13 protein-coding genes are annotated in these 19,877 nt (G+C 64.8%); 8 read left to right on the forward strand and 5 right to left on the reverse strand.

Annotated elements, in window-relative coordinates; all coding sequences use genetic code 11:
- Positions 1-2 precede the first annotated feature (2 nt).
- The 8 genes from GST84_18575 (at position 3) to GST84_18610 (ending at position 11,737) form a co-directional block, all read left to right on the forward strand.
- A complete protein-coding gene (locus GST84_18575) occupies positions 3-947 on the forward strand; it encodes a DUF58 domain-containing protein (protein ID XGB14229.1) in 945 nt (314 codons plus the stop codon).
- Positions 944-1,438, forward strand: a complete 495-nt coding sequence (locus GST84_18580; protein XGB14230.1) for a DUF4381 family protein — start codon at positions 944-946, stop codon at positions 1,436-1,438. The genes GST84_18575 and GST84_18580 overlap by 4 nt, the downstream gene beginning before the upstream one ends.
- A complete protein-coding gene (locus GST84_18585; GenBank protein ID XGB14231.1) occupies positions 1,431-2,507 on the forward strand; it encodes a VWA domain-containing protein in 1,077 nt (358 codons plus the stop codon). Before GST84_18580 ends, GST84_18585 begins: the two co-directional genes overlap by 8 nt.
- The gene (locus tag GST84_18590; GenBank protein XGB14232.1) at positions 2,504-4,219 is read left to right on the forward strand and encodes a tetratricopeptide repeat protein; all 1,716 of its coding nucleotides are present in this window, start codon (positions 2,504-2,506) and stop codon (positions 4,217-4,219) included. The genes GST84_18585 and GST84_18590 overlap by 4 nt, the downstream gene beginning before the upstream one ends.
- Positions 4,216-5,847, forward strand: a complete 1,632-nt coding sequence (locus GST84_18595; GenBank protein ID XGB14233.1) for a protein BatD — start codon at positions 4,216-4,218, stop codon at positions 5,845-5,847. The genes GST84_18590 and GST84_18595 overlap by 4 nt, the downstream gene beginning before the upstream one ends.
- Before the next feature lie 420 nt (positions 5,848-6,267).
- Positions 6,268-7,506, forward strand: coding sequence for an exonuclease subunit SbcD (gene sbcD / locus GST84_18600; protein XGB14234.1), 1,239 nt, complete (start codon positions 6,268-6,270; stop codon positions 7,504-7,506).
- Positions 7,503-11,147 (forward strand): AAA family ATPase, encoded by a 3,645-nt coding sequence (locus GST84_18605; GenBank protein ID XGB14235.1) that lies wholly within the window; start codon positions 7,503-7,505, stop codon positions 11,145-11,147. Before sbcD ends, GST84_18605 begins: the two co-directional genes overlap by 4 nt.
- A complete protein-coding gene (locus GST84_18610) occupies positions 11,144-11,737 on the forward strand; it encodes a glutathione S-transferase (GenBank protein XGB14236.1) in 594 nt (197 codons plus the stop codon). Before GST84_18605 ends, GST84_18610 begins: the two co-directional genes overlap by 4 nt.
- 312 nt (positions 11,738-12,049) lie before the next feature.
- On the opposite strand, the gene GST84_18615 is transcribed toward GST84_18610, so the two are convergent.
- The 5 genes from GST84_18615 to pepN all read right to left on the reverse strand — a co-directional run bounded on the left by GST84_18615 (position 12,050) and on the right by pepN (position 19,867).
- Positions 12,050-13,192, reverse strand: a complete 1,143-nt coding sequence (locus GST84_18615; GenBank protein XGB14237.1) for a beta-propeller fold lactonase family protein — start codon at positions 13,190-13,192, stop codon at positions 12,050-12,052.
- Positions 13,146-13,436 carry a hypothetical protein gene (locus tag GST84_18620; GenBank protein XGB14238.1) on the reverse strand — a complete coding sequence of 97 codons (291 nt, stop codon included), beginning with the start codon at positions 13,434-13,436 and terminating at the stop codon, positions 13,146-13,148. Before GST84_18620 ends, GST84_18615 begins: the two co-directional genes overlap by 47 nt.
- A gap of 65 nt (positions 13,437-13,501) precedes the next feature.
- Complete coding sequence (locus tag GST84_18625) at positions 13,502-15,877, reverse strand: MMPL family transporter (protein ID XGB15804.1); 2,376 nt, start codon at positions 15,875-15,877, stop codon at positions 13,502-13,504.
- A gap of 20 nt (positions 15,878-15,897) precedes the next feature.
- Positions 15,898-16,938, reverse strand: coding sequence for a hypothetical protein (locus tag GST84_18630; GenBank protein XGB14239.1), 1,041 nt, complete (start codon positions 16,936-16,938; stop codon positions 15,898-15,900).
- Positions 16,939-17,209: 271 nt separating this feature from the next.
- Positions 17,210-19,867, reverse strand: a complete 2,658-nt coding sequence (pepN, locus tag GST84_18635) for an aminopeptidase N (protein ID XGB14240.1) — start codon at positions 19,865-19,867, stop codon at positions 17,210-17,212.
- Positions 19,868-19,877: the final 10 nt, after the last annotated feature.

Here is a 19,877-nt window from a genome sequence, read left to right on the forward strand (position 1 = left end):
CCATGCCCACTGCGCAACTGGCCGAACATGGCATCCGCATTGGCCTTGCCGAGCTGATCGACATGCGCCACCGCGTGCGCGAAATCCAGCTGTTTTCCAAGCCTGGCCAACGCAGCCCGCTGGTGGGCCTGCACCATTCCAGGCTACGTGGGCGCGGCGTCGACTTCGACCAGGTGCGCGTCTACCAGGCCGGCGATGATGTGCGCAACATCGACTGGCGTGTCACTGCGCGTACCCAGGAGCCGCACACCAAGCTGTTCCACGAAGAACGCGAGCGGCCGATCTTCATCCTCGTCGAACAAAGCCAACGGCTTTTCTTCGGCTCGGGGCTGATGTTCAAGTCCGTATTGGCGGCCCAGGCGGCGGCGCTGTTCGGCTGGGCAGCACTGGGCCACAACGACCGCATCGGCGGCCTGGTGTTCGGCGACAACGAACACCACGAAGTCAAACCCCGGCGCAGCAAACAGAGCCTGCTGCAACTGCTCAACCGCTTGGCAAAGGTCAACCAGTCACTGCACACCGAAGCCGTACCGGGGGCCGATAGCCTCGGCCTGGCCCTGCGCCGCGCCCGCGAAGTGCTGCGCCCCGGCAGCCTGGCCATCGTGATCTGCGATGAGCGCTCGCTCAGCGCCCAGGTGGAACAGCACCTGGCCATGCTTTCACGGCATTGCGACCTGCTGTTGCTGCCAGTATCCGACCCACTCGACCACGCGTTGCCCGCCGCCGGCCTGCTGCGCTTCGCTCAGCGCAGCGCCCAGCTGGAGCTCGACACCCTCGACGCCAACCTGCGCCAGGCCTACCGCCAGCAGGCAGAAGCCCGTATCGAGCGCTGGGAGCTGATGGCGCAAAAGCTGAGGGTGGTACTGATGCCACTGAGCACGCAAAGCGAAATGGTCGAACAACTGCGCGAGTACCTGAGCGCCCAGCGGCCACGGAGCGCGTCATGAACCCGCTTGACCAGTTGCACCCACTGATCGCCCCGGCACCGGTCAGCCTGTGGCCTCCCGCACCGGGCTGGTGGCTGCTGCTGGCCGTCCTGCCGCTACTGGGCTGGGGCTTGTGGCGGCTGCGCCGCTGGCGCCCGGGCAAACGCCGCATCGTGCGCGCCGAACAACCCCTGGACCCGGTGCGCCTGGAAGCCTTGGCCGAGCTGGCCCGCCTGCCACGTCCGTATGACGGTGCCCCGGCTGGCGCCTGGCTGCAACAGATCAACGCTCTGCTCAAACGCCTGTGCCGCAACCACTACCCAGGCGCCAACAGCCACACCCTCAACGGCCGCCAGTGGCTGGCCTTTCTCGACAACCGCTGCCCGGCCGCCGGCCTGACCCGCTGGATGGTACTGGTCGAAGGCGCCTATAAACCCGAGTGCAAGCTCGATGACAAGGCCATCGCCGGGCTCAGCCAAGCCGTCGAAACCTGGATCCGCAAGCATGTTTGAACTGGCATGGCCGTGGGTCTTCGCCCTGTTGCCGCTGCCATGGCTGGCGCGTCTGCTGCTGCCCGCAGCCGACAGCGGGGAACCGGTGCTCAAGGTGGGCTTCCTCAACGAGCTGGAAGGCCTGGCCGGGCGCCGCGCGCGGCTCAACCTGCCCACCTGGCGCCAGCAGGCACCGTTCGTCGTCATCTGGCTGTTGCTGCTGTGCGCCGCCGCTCGCCCGCAATGGCTGGGCGAACCGGTGCCGATCGCCGCCAGCGGCCGCGACCTGCTGGTGGCGGTGGATGTGTCCGGGTCGATGGACTTCCCCGACATGCAGTGGAAGAACGAGGACATCAGCCGCCTGGACCTGGTCAAGGCGCTGATGGGCGACTTCCTGCAAGACCGTGAAGGCGACCGCGTGGGCCTGATCCTGTTCGGCAGCCAGGCCTATCTGCAAGCGCCGCTCACCTTTGACCGGCGCACCGTGCGCACCTTCCTCATCGAGGCGCAGATCGGCATCGCGGGCAAGAACACCGCCATCGGCGACGCCATTGGCCTGGCGGTCAAACGCCTGCGCGAACGCCCCGCACAAAGCCGGGTGCTGGTGCTGATCACCGACGGTGCCAACAACGGCGGGCAGATTCACCCGCTGACAGCCGCCCGCCTGGCGGCCCAGGAAGGCGTGCGTATCTACACCATCGGTATCGGCGCCAACCCCGAAGCCAATGGCACCCCAGGCCTGCTCGGCCTCAACCCGAGCCTGGACCTGGACGAAGCCGCGCTAAAGGAGATTGCCGACATCACCCACGGTGCCTACTTCCGCGCCCATGACGGCGCCGAACTGGACGCTATCGGCGATACCCTCGACCAACTGGAGCCCGTGGCCCAGCAACCGACCCAGGCGCGCACAGCCCAGGCCCTGTACGCCTGGCCCCTGGCGCTGGCGCTGCTGCTCAGCGTGCTGCTGGTGGTGGCCGTGCAGTGGCCCGACAACCTGTTGCAACGCGTGCTGCGCAAGCCGCGCTTCCTGCAGCCGCACCCGGAATGGCGCCAACGCTTGAAGCGCCTGCGTTTAAGGAGGCGGCGATGATCGATTTGTGGCCCCAATGGCTGCGTCCGCTCTGGCTGCTGGCGGTGCCGGTGCTCGGCTGGCTGCTGTACAAGCTGTGGCACCGGCGCAAACGCGCCGGACGCTGGCAGATGATTCTGCCGCCCGCCTTCCATGGCGTGCTGCTGGGTGGCGGCAGCGGCAGCACCAGCAAACTGCCGTGGGTGGCGCTGGGCCTTGCCTGGTTACTGGTGATCCTGGCGCTACTCGGGCCCAGCTGGCAGCGCCTGGAAGAAAGCCATCAGCGCCCGGCCGACCCACTGGTGATCCTGCTCGAACTGACCCCGCAAATGCTCGCCGAGGACAGCCCGCCCAACCGCCTGGAACAGGCTCGACGCAAGATCCTCGACCTGCTTGAACACCGCCGCGACAGCCAGACAGCCCTGGTGGTGTATGCCGGCTCCGCGCACACCGTCGTGCCGCTGTCTGACGATCTGGCCACCACCCGCAATTTGCTCGAGGCCATCAACCCGTCGATCATGCCAAAACCCGGCCAGCGTGCCGACCTGGCCGTGCAAAAAGGCCTGGCGCTTTTGGCCCAGAGCGGCCTCGGCCAAGGCCGCCTGCTGCTGGTAGGCTCGGCGCTCAGCGCCGCCGAACGGCAGGGCATCACCCAGGCCCTAGGTCGCCAGGGCCCCAGCCTGCTGATGCTGGGCATCGGCAGCCGCGAAGGCGCCCCTGTGCGCCAGGCCAATGGCGAATACCTTAAAGACGACCAGGGCGGCATCCTTTTGCCTCGCCTGGACAGCGCCAGCCTGAAGGGCTTTATCCGCAGCACGGGCGGGCGCTACCGGCATGCCCGCATCGACGACCTCGACCTGCGTGGCCTGGGCCTGTTCGACAACCCGCGGAGCGGGCGCAATGACGGCCAGACCCTGCAACTGGATAGCTGGGCCGACCAAGGTTACTGGCTGCTGATTCCATTGTTGCTGCTGGCCGCCTGCGCCGGCCGGCGCGGCTGGCTGTTCTGCCTGCCGCTGCTGCTGGCCTTGCCGCAGCCTGCCCAGGCTTTTGAGTTCAACGACCTGTGGCTGCGCCCTGATCAGCAAGGCCAGAAGCTGCTGGAGCAAAACCGTCCGGCCAGCGCTGCACGTCACTTCCAGAACCCGCAATGGCGCGGCATGGCCCTGTACCAGGCCGGCGACTATGCCGGTGCCGCCGAGGCATTTTCCCAAGGCGATACAGCAGCAGCCCACTACAATCGAGGCAATGCCCTGGCCCATGGTGGCGAGCTGGAAGCCGCCCTGGATGCCTACGAACAAGCCCTGGAGCGCCAGCCCGACCTGCAGGCCGCACTGGACAACCAGGCGCTGGTGCAGCAACTGCTGCAGCAACGTGAAGCCAAGGCCGAGGAACAGCCACCCGGCAGCGATACCCAAGACACGCCCGGCAGCGAAACCGAAGGCAACAGCAGCTCGGCCAGCAACCAGGCCCAAGGCACACCCGGCAACGACCAACAGGCCAGCCCCGAACAACCCGGCGAAAGCAGCAACAGCCAGGCAGCACCCGGCAACCAGGCCGGGGGCGACGACAGCGTCATCCAGCCGCCCCAGCGCCCGGTATCGACCAGCCTCGACGGCGAACAGCGCCAAGCCCTGGAGCAATGGCTGCGGGAGATCCCCGACAACCCGGCAGAGCTGCTGCGACGCAAATTCTGGTATGAACAGCAATTGCATCAGGAAAAATCACGATGAGTCGCTTCGGCGTCTTGCTCCTCACCCTGCTGTGGGCCGTGCTGGCCCACGCCGAACCGCTGCTGCAGGCCAGCGTCGACCGCACCCGCCTGGAGGCGGGCGAAAGCCTGGAACTGACCCTGGAAAGCCAGGACGTCACCCAGTTCGGCAAGCCCGACCTGCGCGCCCTGGAAGGTGACTTCGAAGTGCGCGGTACGCGCCAGCTGAACAGCCTGCACACCCTCGACGGCGAAACCCGCGCCAGCACCCGCTGGATCATCACCCTGCTGCCACGGCGCAGCGGTAGCCTGCGCATACCCGAGCTGCAACTGGGCCAGTCGCACAGCCAGGCCATCGAACTGCAAGTGCTGCAGGCCGATGCCAGTCGCCAGGAAAACGCTCAGGTATTCATCGAAGCGACCCTCGACAACCACGACGTCTATGTCCAGGCCCAAGCCGTGCTGACGGTGCGCATCTACCATTCGGTAGCGCTGTACGACGACAGCAGCCTCAGCCCCCTGCAACTGGAGAACGCCAAGGTCGAGCCGCTGGGCGAGTCGCGCACGTATGAAAAGGAAATCAACGGCGTGCGTCATGGCGTGATCGAAACCCGCTATGCGGTGTATGCCCAGCAAAGCGGTACCCTCGACATCCCGCCGCTGACTTTCACCGCCACGGCAGCCGCCAGCAACGACGAAGCAGCGCAGGCCAATGGTACGGCCCGCGCCGGCCATCAGGTACAGGTCAGCTCGCTGCCCTTGCGCCTCAACGTACGGCCGATTCCCGCAGCCTGGCCGGCTGGCTTGCCGTGGTTGCCAACCAGCAGCCTGACCCTGGAAGAGCACTGGAGCCCCGACCCCGGCAGCCAGCAGGTACAGATTGGCGACTCGCTGACGCGCAACATCACCTTGCGTGCCGAAGGCTTGTCCAGCACCCAACTGCCGCCGCTGCCGGCCACAGAGATCATCGGCCTGCGCCGCTACCCTGACCAACCGTTGTTGCGCAACGAAATCAGCGAACGGGGCATGACCGCCAACCGCGAAGAGCGCGAGGCCCTGGTGCCGACCCACAGCGGCACGCTGGCCTTGCCGGCGCTGGAAGTGGCCTGGTGGAACACCCGCGAAGATCACCTGGAGCACAGCAGCCTGCCGGCGCGCACGCTGAACGTACAGGACAACCCGGCACTGAGCGCCGACACCCCGGTGGGCGACAACAGCAGCGCCAGCACCCTGCTGTGGCCGTGGCAGCTGTCCACACTGGTGTTCGCCCTGACCACCGTGCTGGGCTTTGCCCTGTGGTGGCGCGCCCGCTCGCGGCCAGCGGTGCTGCGCGCCGCGCAGAACGGGCCAAGCCCACGCACCTTGCTGGACGACCTCAAGCGCGCATGCCAGGCCAACGACCCCCAGGCTACGCGCCAGGCGCTGGATGCCTGGGCCCGGCAGCAACCGGAAACCCTGGCCGAGATGGCGGCGCGCTTCGTGCCGTTGTCGGATGCGCTGGATGGTTTGAACGGGGCGTTGTACAGCGAGAGCGGGCAGTATTGGCAGGGTGAAGACTTGTGGCGGGCGATTGGTACCATTCCGCCGGCTGAGCAGGTATTGCTGCCGACGGGCGAAAACGGCAGCCTGCCGCCGCTTTATCCCAAGTAAGCCAGCAGGTGTTCGCCATAGGGTTTTCAGCGCCTGTGAGATCGAGCGCCGCCCGCGCGGCGCATCGCGAGCTGCGCTCGCTCCTACGTTTGTTTTTGGCCAGTAACGCCTGTTACAGGCGCGCGCGACCGCTTTGTTTGTACGACGCGATATCGAGCTATGCGCCAAGGCGTACGCGCGCAAATTTCACAGAAATAACTGGCCCGAAACAAACGTAGGAGCGAGCGCAGCTCGCGATGCGCCGCGCGGGCGGCGCTCGATCTCACAGGCGCTGAAATTTTCATGGCGAACACCTTGTGCCCCCAATCCCTCGCCCTCCCCCAATCCCTCCCCCAATCCCTCGCCATGCCCCCCGAACCCCGCTTGGGTTACCATACCGCCCTTTCCCCGCTTGCCCGACTCGACACCAACAGGTCATCCATGCGTCTGTTTCATACCTCCGACTGGCACCTGGGCCAAAGCCTGCACGGCCAGGAACGCGATTTCGAACACGCCTGCTTCCTCGACTGGCTGCTCGGCCAGCTACACCTGCGACAGCCGGATGCGCTGCTGATTGCGGGCGACATCTTCGACACCGTCAACCCGCCGGTCAAAGCCCAGGAACGCCTCTACGACTTCATCGTCCAGGCCCACGAGCAACAGCCCAAGCTGGACATCGTGATGATCGCCGGCAACCACGACTCCGGTTCGCGCATCGAGCTGCCCGCCGCGCTCATGCGCCGCCTGCGCACCCATGCACTGGGCCGTGTGCACTGGCTGGACGAGGGCCAGCTGGATGCCGAGCGCCTGTTGATTCCGCTGACCAACGGCCGTGGCAAGGTGGCCGCCTGGTGCCTGGCCCTGCCGTTCCTGCGCCCGGCCGAAGTGACCGGCCCGCAGCTGGGTGACGACTACCTGCAAGGCATCACACAGGTGCACCAGCAACTGATCGCCGCCGCGCAGAAGAAGCGCAAGAAAGACCAGGCGCTAATTGCCATCAGCCACGCGCACATGGCCGGTGGTGCGGTGTCGGAAGACTCCGAGCGCAGCCTGATCATCGGTAACGCCGAGGCGCTGCCGGCCAAACTGTTCGACAAAGCCATCAGCTATGTCGCCCTGGGCCACCTGCACAAGCCGCAGAAGGTCAACCGCGAAGAACGCATCCGCTACAGCGGCTCGCCAATCCCGCTGTCGTTCGCCGAAATCAACTACCCGCACCAGGTCCTGGAAGTGGAGTTGGACGGCAACGGCCTGGTCAGCGTCGAGCCACGCCCCGTACCACGCGCCGTGGCCCTGCAACGGGTGGGCCCGGCACCGCTGGGCGAACTGCTGCAGCAACTGGCCGACCTGCCGGTGGTCGACCTGCTCGAAGACCCCAACCGTCAGCCCTGGCTGGAGGTGCGGGTAATTCTGGATGAGCCGCAGCCCGACCTGCGCCAGCAGATCGAAACCGCGCTTGAAGGCAAGGCGGTACGGTTGATCCGCATCAGCGCCGAATACGCTGGCCGCAACAACGCCGAAGACGATGACCTGGCCTTTGTCGAGCTGGCCCAGATGACCCCGCAAGACCTGTTCAGCCGCGCCTGGGAGCAAGCCTACGGCAACCCGGCCGACGAGCAGGCGCTGGCCGACTTCGCCCTGCTGTTGCAGGACGTGCAACAGGAAGAGGAACAGCCATGAAGATTCTCGCCATCCGCCTGAAGAACCTGGCATCGCTGGCCGGCCCGATCGACATCGATTTCACCGCAGAACCGTTGGCCAGCGCTGGCCTGTTCGCCATCACCGGGCCAACCGGCGCCGGCAAGAGCACCCTGCTTGACGCCCTGTGCCTGGCGCTGTTCGGCACCGTGCCGCGCCTCAATGACATTGGCCGTGAGGCCAAGGTGCCAGATGCCGACGGCGAAATACCCACTTCCGACCCGCGCAACCTGCTGCGCCGCGGCACCGGCAGCGGTTTTGCCGAGGTCGACTTTGTCGGTATCGACGGCCGCCGCTACCGCGCCCGCTGGGAAGCCAACCGCGCCCGCGACAAGGCCAACGGCAAACTGCAACACAGCCGTCAGAGCTTCTACGACCTCGACAGCGAGCAGGTGCTCGGCAGTGGCAAAAACGAATACAAGCAACTGGTAGAAGCCCGCCTGGGCCTGAATTTCGAACAGTTCACCCGTGCGGTGATGCTGGCCCAGAGCGAGTTCGGCGCGTTCCTCAAGGCCGACGACAAAGACCGCAGCGAGCTGCTGGAAAAACTCACCAACACCGCAATCTACACCCGCCTGGGCCAGCGTGCCTTCAGCAAGGCGCGTGAAGCCGGCGAGGCGCACAACGCCCTGAAAGAACGCGCCAGCCACCTGCTGCCGATGGCTGCCGAGGCCCGTGCCGAGCTCGACCAGCGCCTGGAGCAGGCGCAGCAGCAGTTCAAGGCCGACCAGGCCGGCGAGCGCCAGCTGGAGCAGCAACGCAACTGGCTGAATGAACAACGCCAGCTACAGGCCCAACACGCCGAAGCCAGTACCACGCTGCAGGCCGCCGAACTGGACTGGCAACAGCTGGCCGAACAACGCCTGGACCTGGCACGCCTGGAGCGCCTGGCCCCACAGCGTCACCAGTTCCACCGCCGACAGGCCCTGAGCGCACAGTTGGCGCCAGTGGCCGCGAAAATGGCCGAACAGCAACAGCAGCAAGCCGAACTGCAGGTGCGCACCCACGAACTCGAACAGGCGCTGGACACTGCGCGCCAAGCGCTTGCCGACCGCCAGGCCGAGCACGGCGAGAACGCGCCGCGCCTGCGCCAGGCTTTTGCCGCGCAGGACAGTCTGGCGCGCCTGGACCAGGAGCTGGCCGCCCAGCGCAGCATCGGCCAGCAGGCGCAACAGCAAGTCGCTGACGGCCAGCAGCAACTGCAGCAGCTGGAAGACAACCAGCAGCGCAGCATTCAGCAGCTGGCGCAGATCGACACCGCGCTTGCCGACAGCCAGCACCTGGCGGGCCTGGCCAATGCCTGGCACGCCTACCTGCCGCAACTGAAGCAGGTGATGCTGATCGGTGGCCGCCTGACCAAGGGCCGAGAAGAGCTACCCGGCCTGCAGGCCCAGGCTAGCCAGGCCAATGCACACTTGCAGGCCGAGCGCGACGCCTACGACCTGTTGTTCCGTGAAGCCAAGGCCGAGCCCCAGGCCCTGGCCGAACAGATCGACCTGCTCGGCGGCATGCTGCAGGACAACCGCAAACAGCAGCGCGCCGTAGAGGAAATGTCACGCCTGCACGGCCGTGAACAGGAGCTGCGCCAGCAGTTGGACGCCCTGCGCGACCGCCAGCAGCAGGCCATGCTGCAACGCCAGCAACTGATTACCGAAGGCACCGCCGCCAAGGCCGAACTGGAGGCCGCCGAACAGGCGTTGACGCTCACCCGTCAACTGCTGGAACGGCAACGTCTGGCACGCAACACCAGCGTCGAAGAACTGCGTGGCCAACTGCGTGACGGCGAACCCTGCCCGGTCTGTGGCAGCGCCGAACACCCGTTCCATCAGCCAGAAGCATTGCTGCAGAGCCTGGGTCGCCATGACCAGGCCGAAGAGCACGCCGCGCAGAAGCAGGTCGAAACGCTCAACAGCAAGCTGGTAGAGCTGCGTACCCAACTGGGCGTGGTCAATGCCCAGCTCAAGGACTTCCAGCAGCAACACCAGCAACTGGGCGAACAGTTGCAACCGTTGGTGGCCCAGGTACAGGCCCACAGCCTGTGGCCAGCCCTCGCCCCACAGGACGACAAAGCCCGTCGCGCCTGGCTCGACAGCCAGCTGCGTCGCCTGGATGAAGAAATCAGCCAGGACGAGAAACGCCAGAGCGCTCTGTTAGCCCTGCAAAAAGACGCCGCCCGCCTGAACCAGCAATTGCAGGCGGCCCACGACGCCCAGCAGCAGGCCCAGCGCCATCTGGAGCAGCAGCACCAGGCCCTGGCCAACGATGAGCAACAGTTGCAGCAAGGCCTTGACGACCTGGCCGGCGTCTTGCCCAAGGAAGCCCTCAAGGCCCTGAACGAAGACCCGGCCAATGCCTTCCTCGCCCTCGACCAGCAGATTGCCCAGCGCCTGCAGCAACTGGAACAGCGCAAGGACGAACTGGAAGAACAGCAAGCACGCCAAACCCAGCTGGACAAGCTGCGTGACCAACAGCAGGCGCGCGTGCAAGGCCAGCAGCAGTTGCAGCAGACACTGGCCGCCCTCGAGGAGCAACGCCAACAAGCCCTGGCCTCACTCGGCGAACTGCTCGGCGAGCATGCCAGCGCCGAAGCCTGGCAACAGCACATGGACAGCGCGCTGGAACACGCCCGCGCCCTTGCCGCCGATACCGCCCAACGCCTGCAGGAACTGCGCACCCAAGGCGTACAACTGGCCAGCGAACTCAAGGCCAATGCCCAGCAGCAACAGGCGCTGGACAGCGAGTGCCAGCAACTGCAAGGCCAGATCGCACAATGGCGCAGCGAGCATCCAGAACTGGATGACGCCGGGCTGGATCGCCTGCTGGCCATGGATGACGCCCAGGTGAATGAACTGCGTCAGCGCGTCCAAAGTGCCGAAAAGGCCATCGAACAAGGCCGCGTGCTGCTGCAGGAACGTGAGCAGCGCCTGCAACAACACGCCGCACAAATGACCGTGGACACCTCGGCCGAAGCCTTGGAGCACGCCCTGACCGAGCTGCGCGGGCGCCTGGCCAACCATGAGCAGCAGTGCGCCGAATTGCGCGCGCAACAGGCCGACGACCAGCGCCGGCAGCAAGCCCACCAGGCGCTGGCGGCCGAAATCGAACAGGCCCACCAACAGTGGCAACGCTGGGCCCGCCTCAATGCCCTGATCGGTTCGGCCTCGGGCGATGTGTTCCGCAAGATCGCCCAGGGTTACAACCTCGACCTGCTGCTGCACCACGCCAACGCCCAGCTACGTCAGCTGGCCCGCCGCTACCGCCTGAAACGCGGCGGCAGCGCCCTTGGCCTGCTGGTGCTGGACACCGAGATGGGCGACGAACTGCGTTCGGTGCACTCGTTGTCGGGCGGGGAAACCTTCCTGGTGTCGCTGGCCCTGGCCTTGGGCCTCGCGTCGATGGCTTCCAGCACCCTGCGTATCGAATCGTTGTTCATCGACGAAGGCTTCGGCAGCCTCGACCCCGAGTCACTGCAGTTGGCAATGGACGCCCTCGACGGCTTGCAAGCCCAGGGTCGCAAAGTGGCGGTGATTTCCCACGTACAGGAAATGCACGAGCGGATCCCGGTACAGATCCAGGTACGGCGCCAGGGTAATGGCCTGAGTGACGTGGAGGTGTGCGGGTGATCCTCTACTCGTTCCGCCGCTGCCCGTGGGCCATGCGCGCGCGCCTGGCCCTGCGCTATGCCGGCTGCGAAGTGGAGATCTGCGAAGTGGCGATGAAGAACAAGCCGGCAGAACTGCTGGCCTTGTCGCCCAAGGGCACGGTACCGGTGCTGGACACCGGTGCAGGGGTGCTGGAAGAGAGCCTGGACATCATGCGCTGGGCGCTGACGCAACACGACCCGCAGGACTGGCGGCTACAGGCCAACCCTGCGGCTGCGCAGCAGGCTGAAACGCTGATTGCGCGCAATGACACCACGTTCAAGGCGCACGTGAACCTGTACAAGTATGCCGAACGTTACCCGGAGCATTCCCGCGAACATTACCGCCAGCAGGCCGAGGCCTGGCTGGCGGAGCTCGAAGGCCTGCTGGTGGGGCGGGCTTACCTGCTGGCCGACCACCCGAGCCTGGCCGATGCCGCGTTGCTGCCGCTGATGCGCCAGTTTGCCGGGGTTGAACCGCAGTGGTTCGCCGAGGCGGCTTATCCACGGGTGCGCAGTTGGCTGGAGGGGTGGCTGGCTTCGGAGCTGTTCAAGGCCGTCATGGCCAGGTGAATGTGTGGGGCGGCCAAGCGCCTGGCGGGGGTTTGATGTAGGGTTTGAGATCGAGCGCCGCCCGCGCGGCGCATCGCGAGCTGCGCTCGCTCCTACGTTTGTTTCGGGCCAATTATGCCTGTGGGATTTGCGCGCGAACGCCTTGGCGCATGACGCGATATCGCGTAGTACAGACAAGGCGGTCGCGCGCAGCAGCCCAAGGCGTTACTGGCCCGAAACAAACGTAGGAGCGAGCGCAGCTCGCGATGCGCCGCGCGGGCGGCGCTCGCTATCCCAGGCGCTAAAAATCCAACGCCGAACCCTCACAAATCATCACTCGATGAACTTCAGGTCCGAAGGCGCGTCCTGCGCCATGGTCTGCACGGTTTCCCCCAACTTGCCAGTCAAGAGATCACGGCGCATGACCACGATCTGGTTGCTCTTCTGGTTGGCCACCAGAAGGAATTTGCCGCTAGGGTCCAGGGCAAATTCGCGGGGATGGTCGCCTTCCACGGAGCGGCGCTGCACGAACGTCAACTGGCCGTCATTCTTGCCAACAGCAAACACCAGGATTTCATTCGCCGTACCACGGTTGCTCACGTACAGGAAGCGGCCGTCTGCCGACAGGTGCAGGCCTCCCGCTGCCTTGGCCGCTGCATCCTGCAGCTCGGTCAGCGGCAGACGTTGACGCTCAAGCAGAGCAGCATCCTCGACATCGAACATCACCACTTCGCCACTCATTTCCAGCGTCAGGTAGGCATGCTGGCCCTTGGCGTCGAACAGCAGGTGACGGGGCCCACTGCCTGGCGGCAAGGCCACCGAGGCCGGGATTGCCGGGCTCAATGGTTTGTCCACACTGGCGCCGTCATAGCGGTAGATGAATACCTTGTCCGCGCCCAGGTCGCAGGCATACACATGCTGGCCGTTGGGCGACAGCACCAGTGCGTGCACATGGGCACCGGCCTGGCGTTCGGGGTTGACGCCACTCGCCTTGTGCCGAGCCTGTTGCACCACGGCTTTGAGCTTGCCGTCCCTGGCCACCGGGATGACCACCAGGCTGCCGCCAGGGTCAGGCTTTACCGCGTAGTTGGCCACGAACAGATAACGCTGGTCACGACTGAGGCTGGCGTGAGTCGGTTCGTCACCGTGGGTGACCACCTGGTTGAGCGGCTTGAGCTCGCCCTTGGTGCTGACGCTGAAACTGCTGGCATGGCCACCCGGGGTTTCATTGACCACGAACAGCTGGCGCTGGTCGGCCGACAGCACAAGCCATGAAGGGTTGACGCTCTTGACCACTTGTTGCGGCGTGGGGTCGATGCGGCCAGCCTTGTCGTCGAACTGATAGCGGTAGATACCCTGGCTCGCGCCATCGGTGTAGCTGCCCACCAGCAACGTCGAGGCGTGGGCGTGGATAGTCAGGCTCATCAGGCTAGCGGTCAGCAGGTTCGTCCAGGTCCGGTTCATCTTGGTCATCATCCGGGGCGCGAAAGGCACTCATACAGACTAGTCGATGCGCGCCGTTGGCATCGTCGAGTTGCCACTCGTCTCCGGTGGCGATGGCGGCAGCGACTTGCTCGGGGGTGAACGACCAGCGACGCAATTGGCGGCCGTCCATGCATTCGACAGTGAGGCCGGTTTCATCGGCGGTGAAGTCGAAGGCGTGCAGGCCGTCGATCAGAAGCATATCGCAGGACTGCAGGGCGGTAGCGAGGGGGGACATAGGGGTACCAATCTGAAATGAGTCGGCAGTATAACCTTGGGGCCGCAACGCGGCCCCCCCTGCAATCAATGGGCAAAGATCGACCCACCCTCCTTGCCCACCATCTTCTCGGGCTTGATCAGGAACCGCGCCAATGCCGGTAGCAGCCACAGCGCACCAAACATGTTCCAAAGCAGCATGAAGGTCAGCATCAGGCCCATGTCCGCCTGGAACTTGATCGCCGAGAAAATCCAGGTGCATACCCCAATGGCCAGGCACAGCCCGGTGAACAGCACCGCCTTGCCGGTCGAGCGCAGGGTCTGGTAATACGCCTCCTGCAATGGCAACCCCGCACGCAGGAAGCTTTCCAGGCGGCTGTAGATATAGATGCCATAGTCCACGCCAATGCCCACACCCAGCGCCACCACCGGCAAGGTCGCCACTTTCACCCCGATGCCCATGTAGGCCATCAGCGCGTTGCCCAGCACCGAGGTCAGCACCAGGGGCAGCACGATGCACAGTGTGGCGGCGAACGAGCGGAAGGTGATCAGGCACATCACGGCCACGCAGATGTACACCAGGATCAGGATGGTCAGCTCGGCCGACTTGATCACCTCGTTGGTCGCGGCCTCGATGCCAGCGTTGCCCGCCGCCAGCAGGAACTGCAGGCCTTCCTTGTCATGGCTGTCGGCAAACGCCTTGGCCACGGCGGTGACGCGCTCCAGCGTTTCAGCCTTGTGGTCATTGAGGAACACCAGCACGGGTGCCAATGAGCAGTCGCCGTTGTAAAGGCCGTCAGCCCGGGCGATGGAATTGTTGAGGATGTCCGGGTTACGCGACAGGGTTTCCCATTTCAGGCTGCCCTCGTTCATGCCCTTGATCACCTGTTTGGAAACGGTGACCAGGGAAATCGCCGACTGCACGCCAGGGGTGTTTTCCATGGTCCACATCAGCTCGTCGATCGGCGCCATGGTCGAGTGGACCGAGCACATCTCCGACGGCGTCTTGACCATGATCACCAGCACATCGGAACTGGTCGAGTAGTTGCTGATGATGAAGTTGTTGTCCTGGTTGTAGCGCGAGTCGGGGCGCAGCTCCGGTGCCCCTTGGTCGAGGTCGCCGATCTTCAGGTTCTGGCTGTACCACAGGCCACCGGCGAAGGCGAGCAGCGCCAGCACCACCGACACCGGCGCCACCTTGGCACTGGCGAAGTTCGACAACAGGCGCCAGAACGGGTGCTCGCGGGTCGCGTCTTTCTTGCTGCGCTCGATGGCCTTCTTGCTGATGCCGACATAGGAGATGGCCACCGGCAACAGGATCAGGTTGGTGAACACAATCACCGCCACGCCGATGGAGGCGCCGATGGCCAGTTCGCGAATCACCCCGATGTCGATGATCAGCAGGGTAATGAAGCCCACTGCGTCGGCAAGGATGGCGATCATGCCCGGCAGGAACAACTGACGGAATGTGCGCCGGGCAGCGGTAAGGGCGTTGTCGGCGTCACTCGACTGCAGGGCGATGCCGTTGATCTTCTGCACCCCGTGGGAAATGCCGATGGCGAAGATCAGGAACGGCACCAGCATCGAGTACGGGTCCAGGCCAAAGCCCACCGCATGCATCAGCCCCAGCTGCCAGACCACCGCCACCAGTGTGGTAATGAGCACGGCGACAGTGCTGCGGATGCACCAGGTGAACCAGTACAACAACACCAAGGTGATCACCAGGGCGACGCCGAAGAACATCGCCACCATCACCAGGCCATCGATCAGGTCACCGACCTTCTTGGCAAAGCCGACGATGTGGATTTTTACATTGGGGTTCTGTGCCTGGAACTTGTCGCGGATCTTCTCTTCCAGCAGGTGAGAGAACTGCTGGTAGTCCAGCTTCACCTGTTTGCCCGGGTCCTGCGGGTCGGGGTAGCTCTCCAGCAGCGGCACGTCGATGATGCTGGACTTGAAGTTGTTGCCTACCAGGCGCCCCACCTGGCCTGACTTGAGCACGTTGTCGCGCAGGGTATCGAGGCTGTCCTGCGACCCGTTGTAGGTGTTGGGGATTACCTCACCACCGGAAAAACCCTCTTCGGTGACCTCGCTCCAGCGCACGCTGGGGCTCCACAGTGACTTCAACCCGGCCCGATCGACACCGGGGATGTAGAACACCTCATCATGGATCTGACGCAGGGTCTCCATGTAGTCCTTGTCGAAGATGTCACCGTTCACCGCCTCCACCGAAATGCGCACGGTGTTGCCAAGGTTGGCCAGGTCGTTGCGGTGCTCCATCATCTGCTCGATGAACGGGTGCTGCAGCGGGATCATCTTCTCGAAGCTGGTCGACGGGCGAATCTGCGTGGCCTGCCAGAACAGGAAAATACTGACCAGCACACACAGGGCGATGACCACTGGGCGGTTGTTGAAGATCAGGCGTTCCAGCAGCGTGGCCTTGTCCTGGTGATGCGAGTGCATGGCAATGCTCTCCCTGCTGGTCATGGACGCACCTCCCGGGCAGCCTGATCAGCCCCTTCGGCGCTGGCCAGATGCACACCACCCTGCCCCACCAGCAGCAGGCCGCCATTGGCCAAGCCACTGACGCCGGCCAGGGCCAGGCGGTCGGCGCGGTTGTACACGCTGAAGGTCTGGCCGTCGTCCGTGCTGCGCAGCACGCTGCCACCATTGCCGACCAGCACCAGGGTGCCATCATCGACAAGCGTAGCGCCTGCCAGGCCGAACTCCAGCGTACCGCGCGCGGCCTTGAGTTCGATCGGCTGCCAGCTGTCACCGAAGTCGCTGGAGCGGAACAGGTTGCCGCGAAGGCCGTAGGCCAGCAGGGTCTGCGGCCTGGCGGTGCCGATCACGCCGAACAGCGAGCCCTCGTAAGGGCCCTGGACCTTGACCCAGGTCTGGCCCCTGTCGGCGGAGCGGTACATACCACCCTGCTCACCCACGATGAACAGGCCGGCATCGCGCACTTGGGCGATACCGTTCAGGTGCAGCTGGTCCGGGTTGTCCAGCCGCTCGGCCACGTCCTGCCAGTGCTGCCCGCCATCAGTGGTTTCCAGCAAGGCGCCATAGGCCCCCACGGCAAAGCCGTGCCGGGCATCGAGGAAGGTGACATCGAGCAAGGGCGCTTCACGGGCGAGGTCTTCGAACTGCTTGCTCCAGGTAGCGCCGCCGTCGCTGCTGGTGAGGATCTGTGCGTCATGGCCGACAGCCCAGCCACGCTTGTCGTCGAGGAAAAACACGGCAGTGAGCAATTGCCGGGTGGGTACCCGGGCCTGGGTCCAGGTGCTGCCCTGGTCGTCGGAGAACAGAATGTGGCCGCGATCACCAACCACCACCAGGCGCTTGCCGGCATGGGTGGTGTCGATCAACAGGCTTTCACTGGCCTTGGCCGACTCGGTGGAGTATTCATCGGCTGCCGCGGCCTGGGCACTGTCGGCCCACATCCCCAATGCCAGTGCCAGCATCGCGCTGGCTGCCCATGGCCAGGCGCCACGCCTGGCTGGCATACGTAACTGTTCCCTCATGACTGCCCCCTTGTTGTGTTCTTTTTGGTGGGTCAATGCATTGCAGGCCTTGCGAATGCCTGATCTAGAGGCCTGCAATAGCTTGAGGGGATCGTAGCGGGGATGTTTGCGGGAGTACAACGGGCGGGGTGTTATGTTTTGTTGTCGGCCGGGGAAAGCCGGGGCCGCTGGGCGGCCCTTCGCGGGTAAACCCGCTCCTACAAAGGTTGCATCCCCCTGTAGGAGCGGGTTCACCCGCGAAGGGCTGCACAGCAGCCCCAATTCACCAGACTTACGCCAGGCTCTTGCTCACCACTTCATACACATCACTGGACAGCTCGCCAGACGCCAGAATCCGCTCCAGTTCGCCCTTCATGAGGGCCTGACGCGCATCGTCATACTTGCGCCAGCGGGTCAGCGGCGCCAGTTGCCGCGACGCAATCTGCGGATTCAGTGCATTCAGCTCGATCACCAGGTCCGCCAGGAAGCGATAGCCTGAGCCATCGGCAGCATGGAAGTTGACCAGGTTCTGCCCGGCAAAGGCACCGATCAGCGCACGCACCTTGTTCGGGTTCTTCAGGGTGAAGGCCGGGTGCTGCATCAATGCCTTGACCCGCGCCAGCCCGCCCGGCAGCGTGCTGGCCGCCTGCACGCTGAACCATTGGTCCATGACCAACGGGTTGTCCTTGAAGTGCTCGGCAAACGCCTCCAGCGCTTTCGCGCGCTCGGCCTCGAACGGCGAGTTGACCAGTACCGCCAGCGCGGTAAGGCGCTCGGTCATGTTGTCGCAGTGCTCAAACTGCTCCAGGGTCGCCTCCAGCACCTGTTGCTTGCCACTCTGCATCAGGTACGACAGGGCGATGTTCTGCAGGCTGCGGCGGGCAAAGTGCTCGGCCTCGGCCACATAGGCAGTGCTGCGCGACACTTCGCGGTTGGCCTGGTAACGCGCCCACAGGGCGTCGAACAGGTGTTCGGCGATCTGCTGGCGTGCGAACTCGCGGGCGGCGTGGATGGCGTCGACGTCGCCCACCTGGCTGATCTCGGTAAGGTACGCCTCACCTGGCAGCGAGAGCATTTCGGCCACCATGGCCGGGTCCAGCGATTCGTTGCCCAGCACAGTGCCCAGGGCGGTGATCAGGCGCTGGTCGAGCTTCAGGGCTTCGCTGCGTTGATGCTGGCCGATCAGTTCCTGCAGTACCTGCACCGACAGCTGCTGGCCCGCTTCCCAGCGGTTGAAGCCGTCGCTGTCGTGCTGCATCAGGAACATCAACTGGTCGCGGTCATACGGGAAGCTCAGCTTCACCGGGGCGCTGAAGCCACGCAGCAGCGATGGCAGCGGCTTGGCCTGGATGCCCTGGAAAGTGAAGGTTTGCTCGGCCTCGGTCACCGACAGCACGCGGCTGGTCCCTTGAGCGGCGTCCTCGCCAGCCAGCTGCAGCGGCAGGTCATTGCCGGCGGCATCCAGCAGGCCCAGCTCCACCGGGATCACGAACGGCAGTTTCGCGGCCTTGTCCGGGGTCTGCGGGCAGCTCTGGCGGAACGTCAGGCTGTAGGTCTGCGCAGCGGCGTCATACGCCTCACTGACTTCCAGACGCGGGGTGCCAGCCTGGCTGTACCAGCGCTTGAACTGGGTGAAGTCGACGCCGTTGGCGTCCTCCATGGCCTTGATGAAGTCGTCGGTGGTTACCGCCTGGCCGTCATGACGTTCAAAGTACAGGTCGCTGCCTTTACGGAAGCCTTCGGTACCCAGCAGGGTACGGACCATGCGCACCACTTCGGCGCCCTTCTCGTAGACGGTCAGGGTGTAGAAGTTGGAGATTTCGATGAAGCTGTCCGGGCGCACCGGGTGGGCCATGGGGCCGGCGTCTTCAGCGAACTGGTGGGTGCGCAGGTAGGCCACGTCTTCGATGCGCTTGACCGTGCGCGAGTTCATGTCGGCACTGAACTCGGCATCGCGGAATACCGTGAAGCCTTCCTTCAGCGACAGCTGGAACCAGTCACGGCAGGTGACGCGGTTGCCCGACCAGTTGTGGAAGTACTCGTGGGCGACCACGCCTTCGACGCGCTGGTGCGCAGCATCGGTGGCGGTTTCGGCACGGGCCAGCACACAGCTGGAGTTGAAGATGTTCAGGCCCTTGTTTTCCATGGCGCCCATGTTGAAGTCGTTGACCGCAACAATCATGAAGATGTCCAGGTCGTACTCGCGGCCATAGACTTCTTCGTCCCAGCGCATGGACTTTTTCAGGCTGACCATCGCGTGGTCGCACTTGTCGATGTTCTCGGGCTCGACGTAGATGCGCAGGGTCACATCACGGCCGGACTGACGGGTGAAGCTGTCTTCAACGCACCACAGGTCACCGGCCACCAGGGCGAACAGGTAGGCCGGCTTCATGAACGGGTCTTCCCAGGTCGCCCAGTGGCGGCCGTCTTCGGCCGGCCCGCTGCCGATCGGGTTGCCGTTCGACAGCAATACCGGGTAGCGATGCTGCTCGGCGATGACCGTGGTGGTGAAGGTGCTCATCACATCCGGGCGGTCGAGGTAGTAGGTGATCTTGCGGAAGCCCTCGGCCTCGCACTGGGTGCAGAACATCTTGCCCGACTTGTACAGCCCTTCCAGGGCGGTGTTGCTTTCCGGGTGGATTTTCACGCTGGTGTCCAGGGTGAAGCGCTCGGCCTTGGGCTGCACGGTCAGGCTGTCGGCATCGAGCTGGTAGTCGCCTGGCTGCAGCTCCTGGTCATCCAGCGAGGCGCGCAGCAGTTCCAGCTGCTGGCCATCGAGTTCCAGTGGCGGCAGGCCGGCACCGCGTGCCGGGTTGCGGCGCATGACCAGTTGCGCGTGAACCAGTGTGTGGTCCTCGAACAGCTCGAAGGTCAGGTGCGTCTCGTCGATCAGGTACTCCGGCGCCTGGTAATCCTTGAGGTAGATCACTTGCGGTTGTTCGGTACGCATGTGCAGGTCC

It is taken from the genome of Pseudomonas putida (assembly GCA_041879295.1).
GTDB classification, from domain to species: Bacteria; Pseudomonadota; Gammaproteobacteria; order Pseudomonadales; family Pseudomonadaceae; genus Aquipseudomonas; species Aquipseudomonas putida_Y.

Excerpts from the sequence above, each read along its gene's own strand:
- GST84_18575 (XGB14229.1), top strand. The coding sequence starts at position 3 with ATGCCCACTGCGCAACTGGCCGAACATGGCATCCGCATTGGCCTTGCC.
- GST84_18580 (XGB14230.1), top strand. The coding sequence starts at position 944 with ATGAACCCGCTTGACCAGTTGCACCCACTGATCGCCCCGGCACCGGTC.
- GST84_18585 (XGB14231.1), top strand. The coding sequence starts at position 1,431 with ATGTTTGAACTGGCATGGCCGTGGGTCTTCGCCCTGTTGCCGCTGCCA.
- GST84_18590 (XGB14232.1), top strand. The coding sequence starts at position 2,504 with ATGATCGATTTGTGGCCCCAATGGCTGCGTCCGCTCTGGCTGCTGGCG.
- GST84_18595 (XGB14233.1), top strand. The coding sequence starts at position 4,216 with ATGAGTCGCTTCGGCGTCTTGCTCCTCACCCTGCTGTGGGCCGTGCTG.
- sbcD (XGB14234.1), top strand. The coding sequence starts at position 6,268 with ATGCGTCTGTTTCATACCTCCGACTGGCACCTGGGCCAAAGCCTGCAC.
- GST84_18605 (XGB14235.1), top strand. The coding sequence starts at position 7,503 with ATGAAGATTCTCGCCATCCGCCTGAAGAACCTGGCATCGCTGGCCGGC.
- GST84_18615 (XGB14237.1), bottom strand. The coding sequence starts at position 13,192 with ATGATGACCAAGATGAACCGGACCTGGACGAACCTGCTGACCGCTAGC.
- GST84_18620 (XGB14238.1), bottom strand. The coding sequence starts at position 13,436 with ATGTCCCCCCTCGCTACCGCCCTGCAGTCCTGCGATATGCTTCTGATC.
- GST84_18625 (XGB15804.1), bottom strand. The coding sequence starts at position 15,877 with ATGCACTCGCATCACCAGGACAAGGCCACGCTGCTGGAACGCCTGATC.
- GST84_18630 (XGB14239.1), bottom strand. The coding sequence starts at position 16,938 with ATGAGGGAACAGTTACGTATGCCAGCCAGGCGTGGCGCCTGGCCATGG.
- pepN (XGB14240.1), bottom strand. The coding sequence starts at position 19,867 with ATGCGTACCGAACAACCGCAAGTGATCTACCTCAAGGATTACCAGGCG.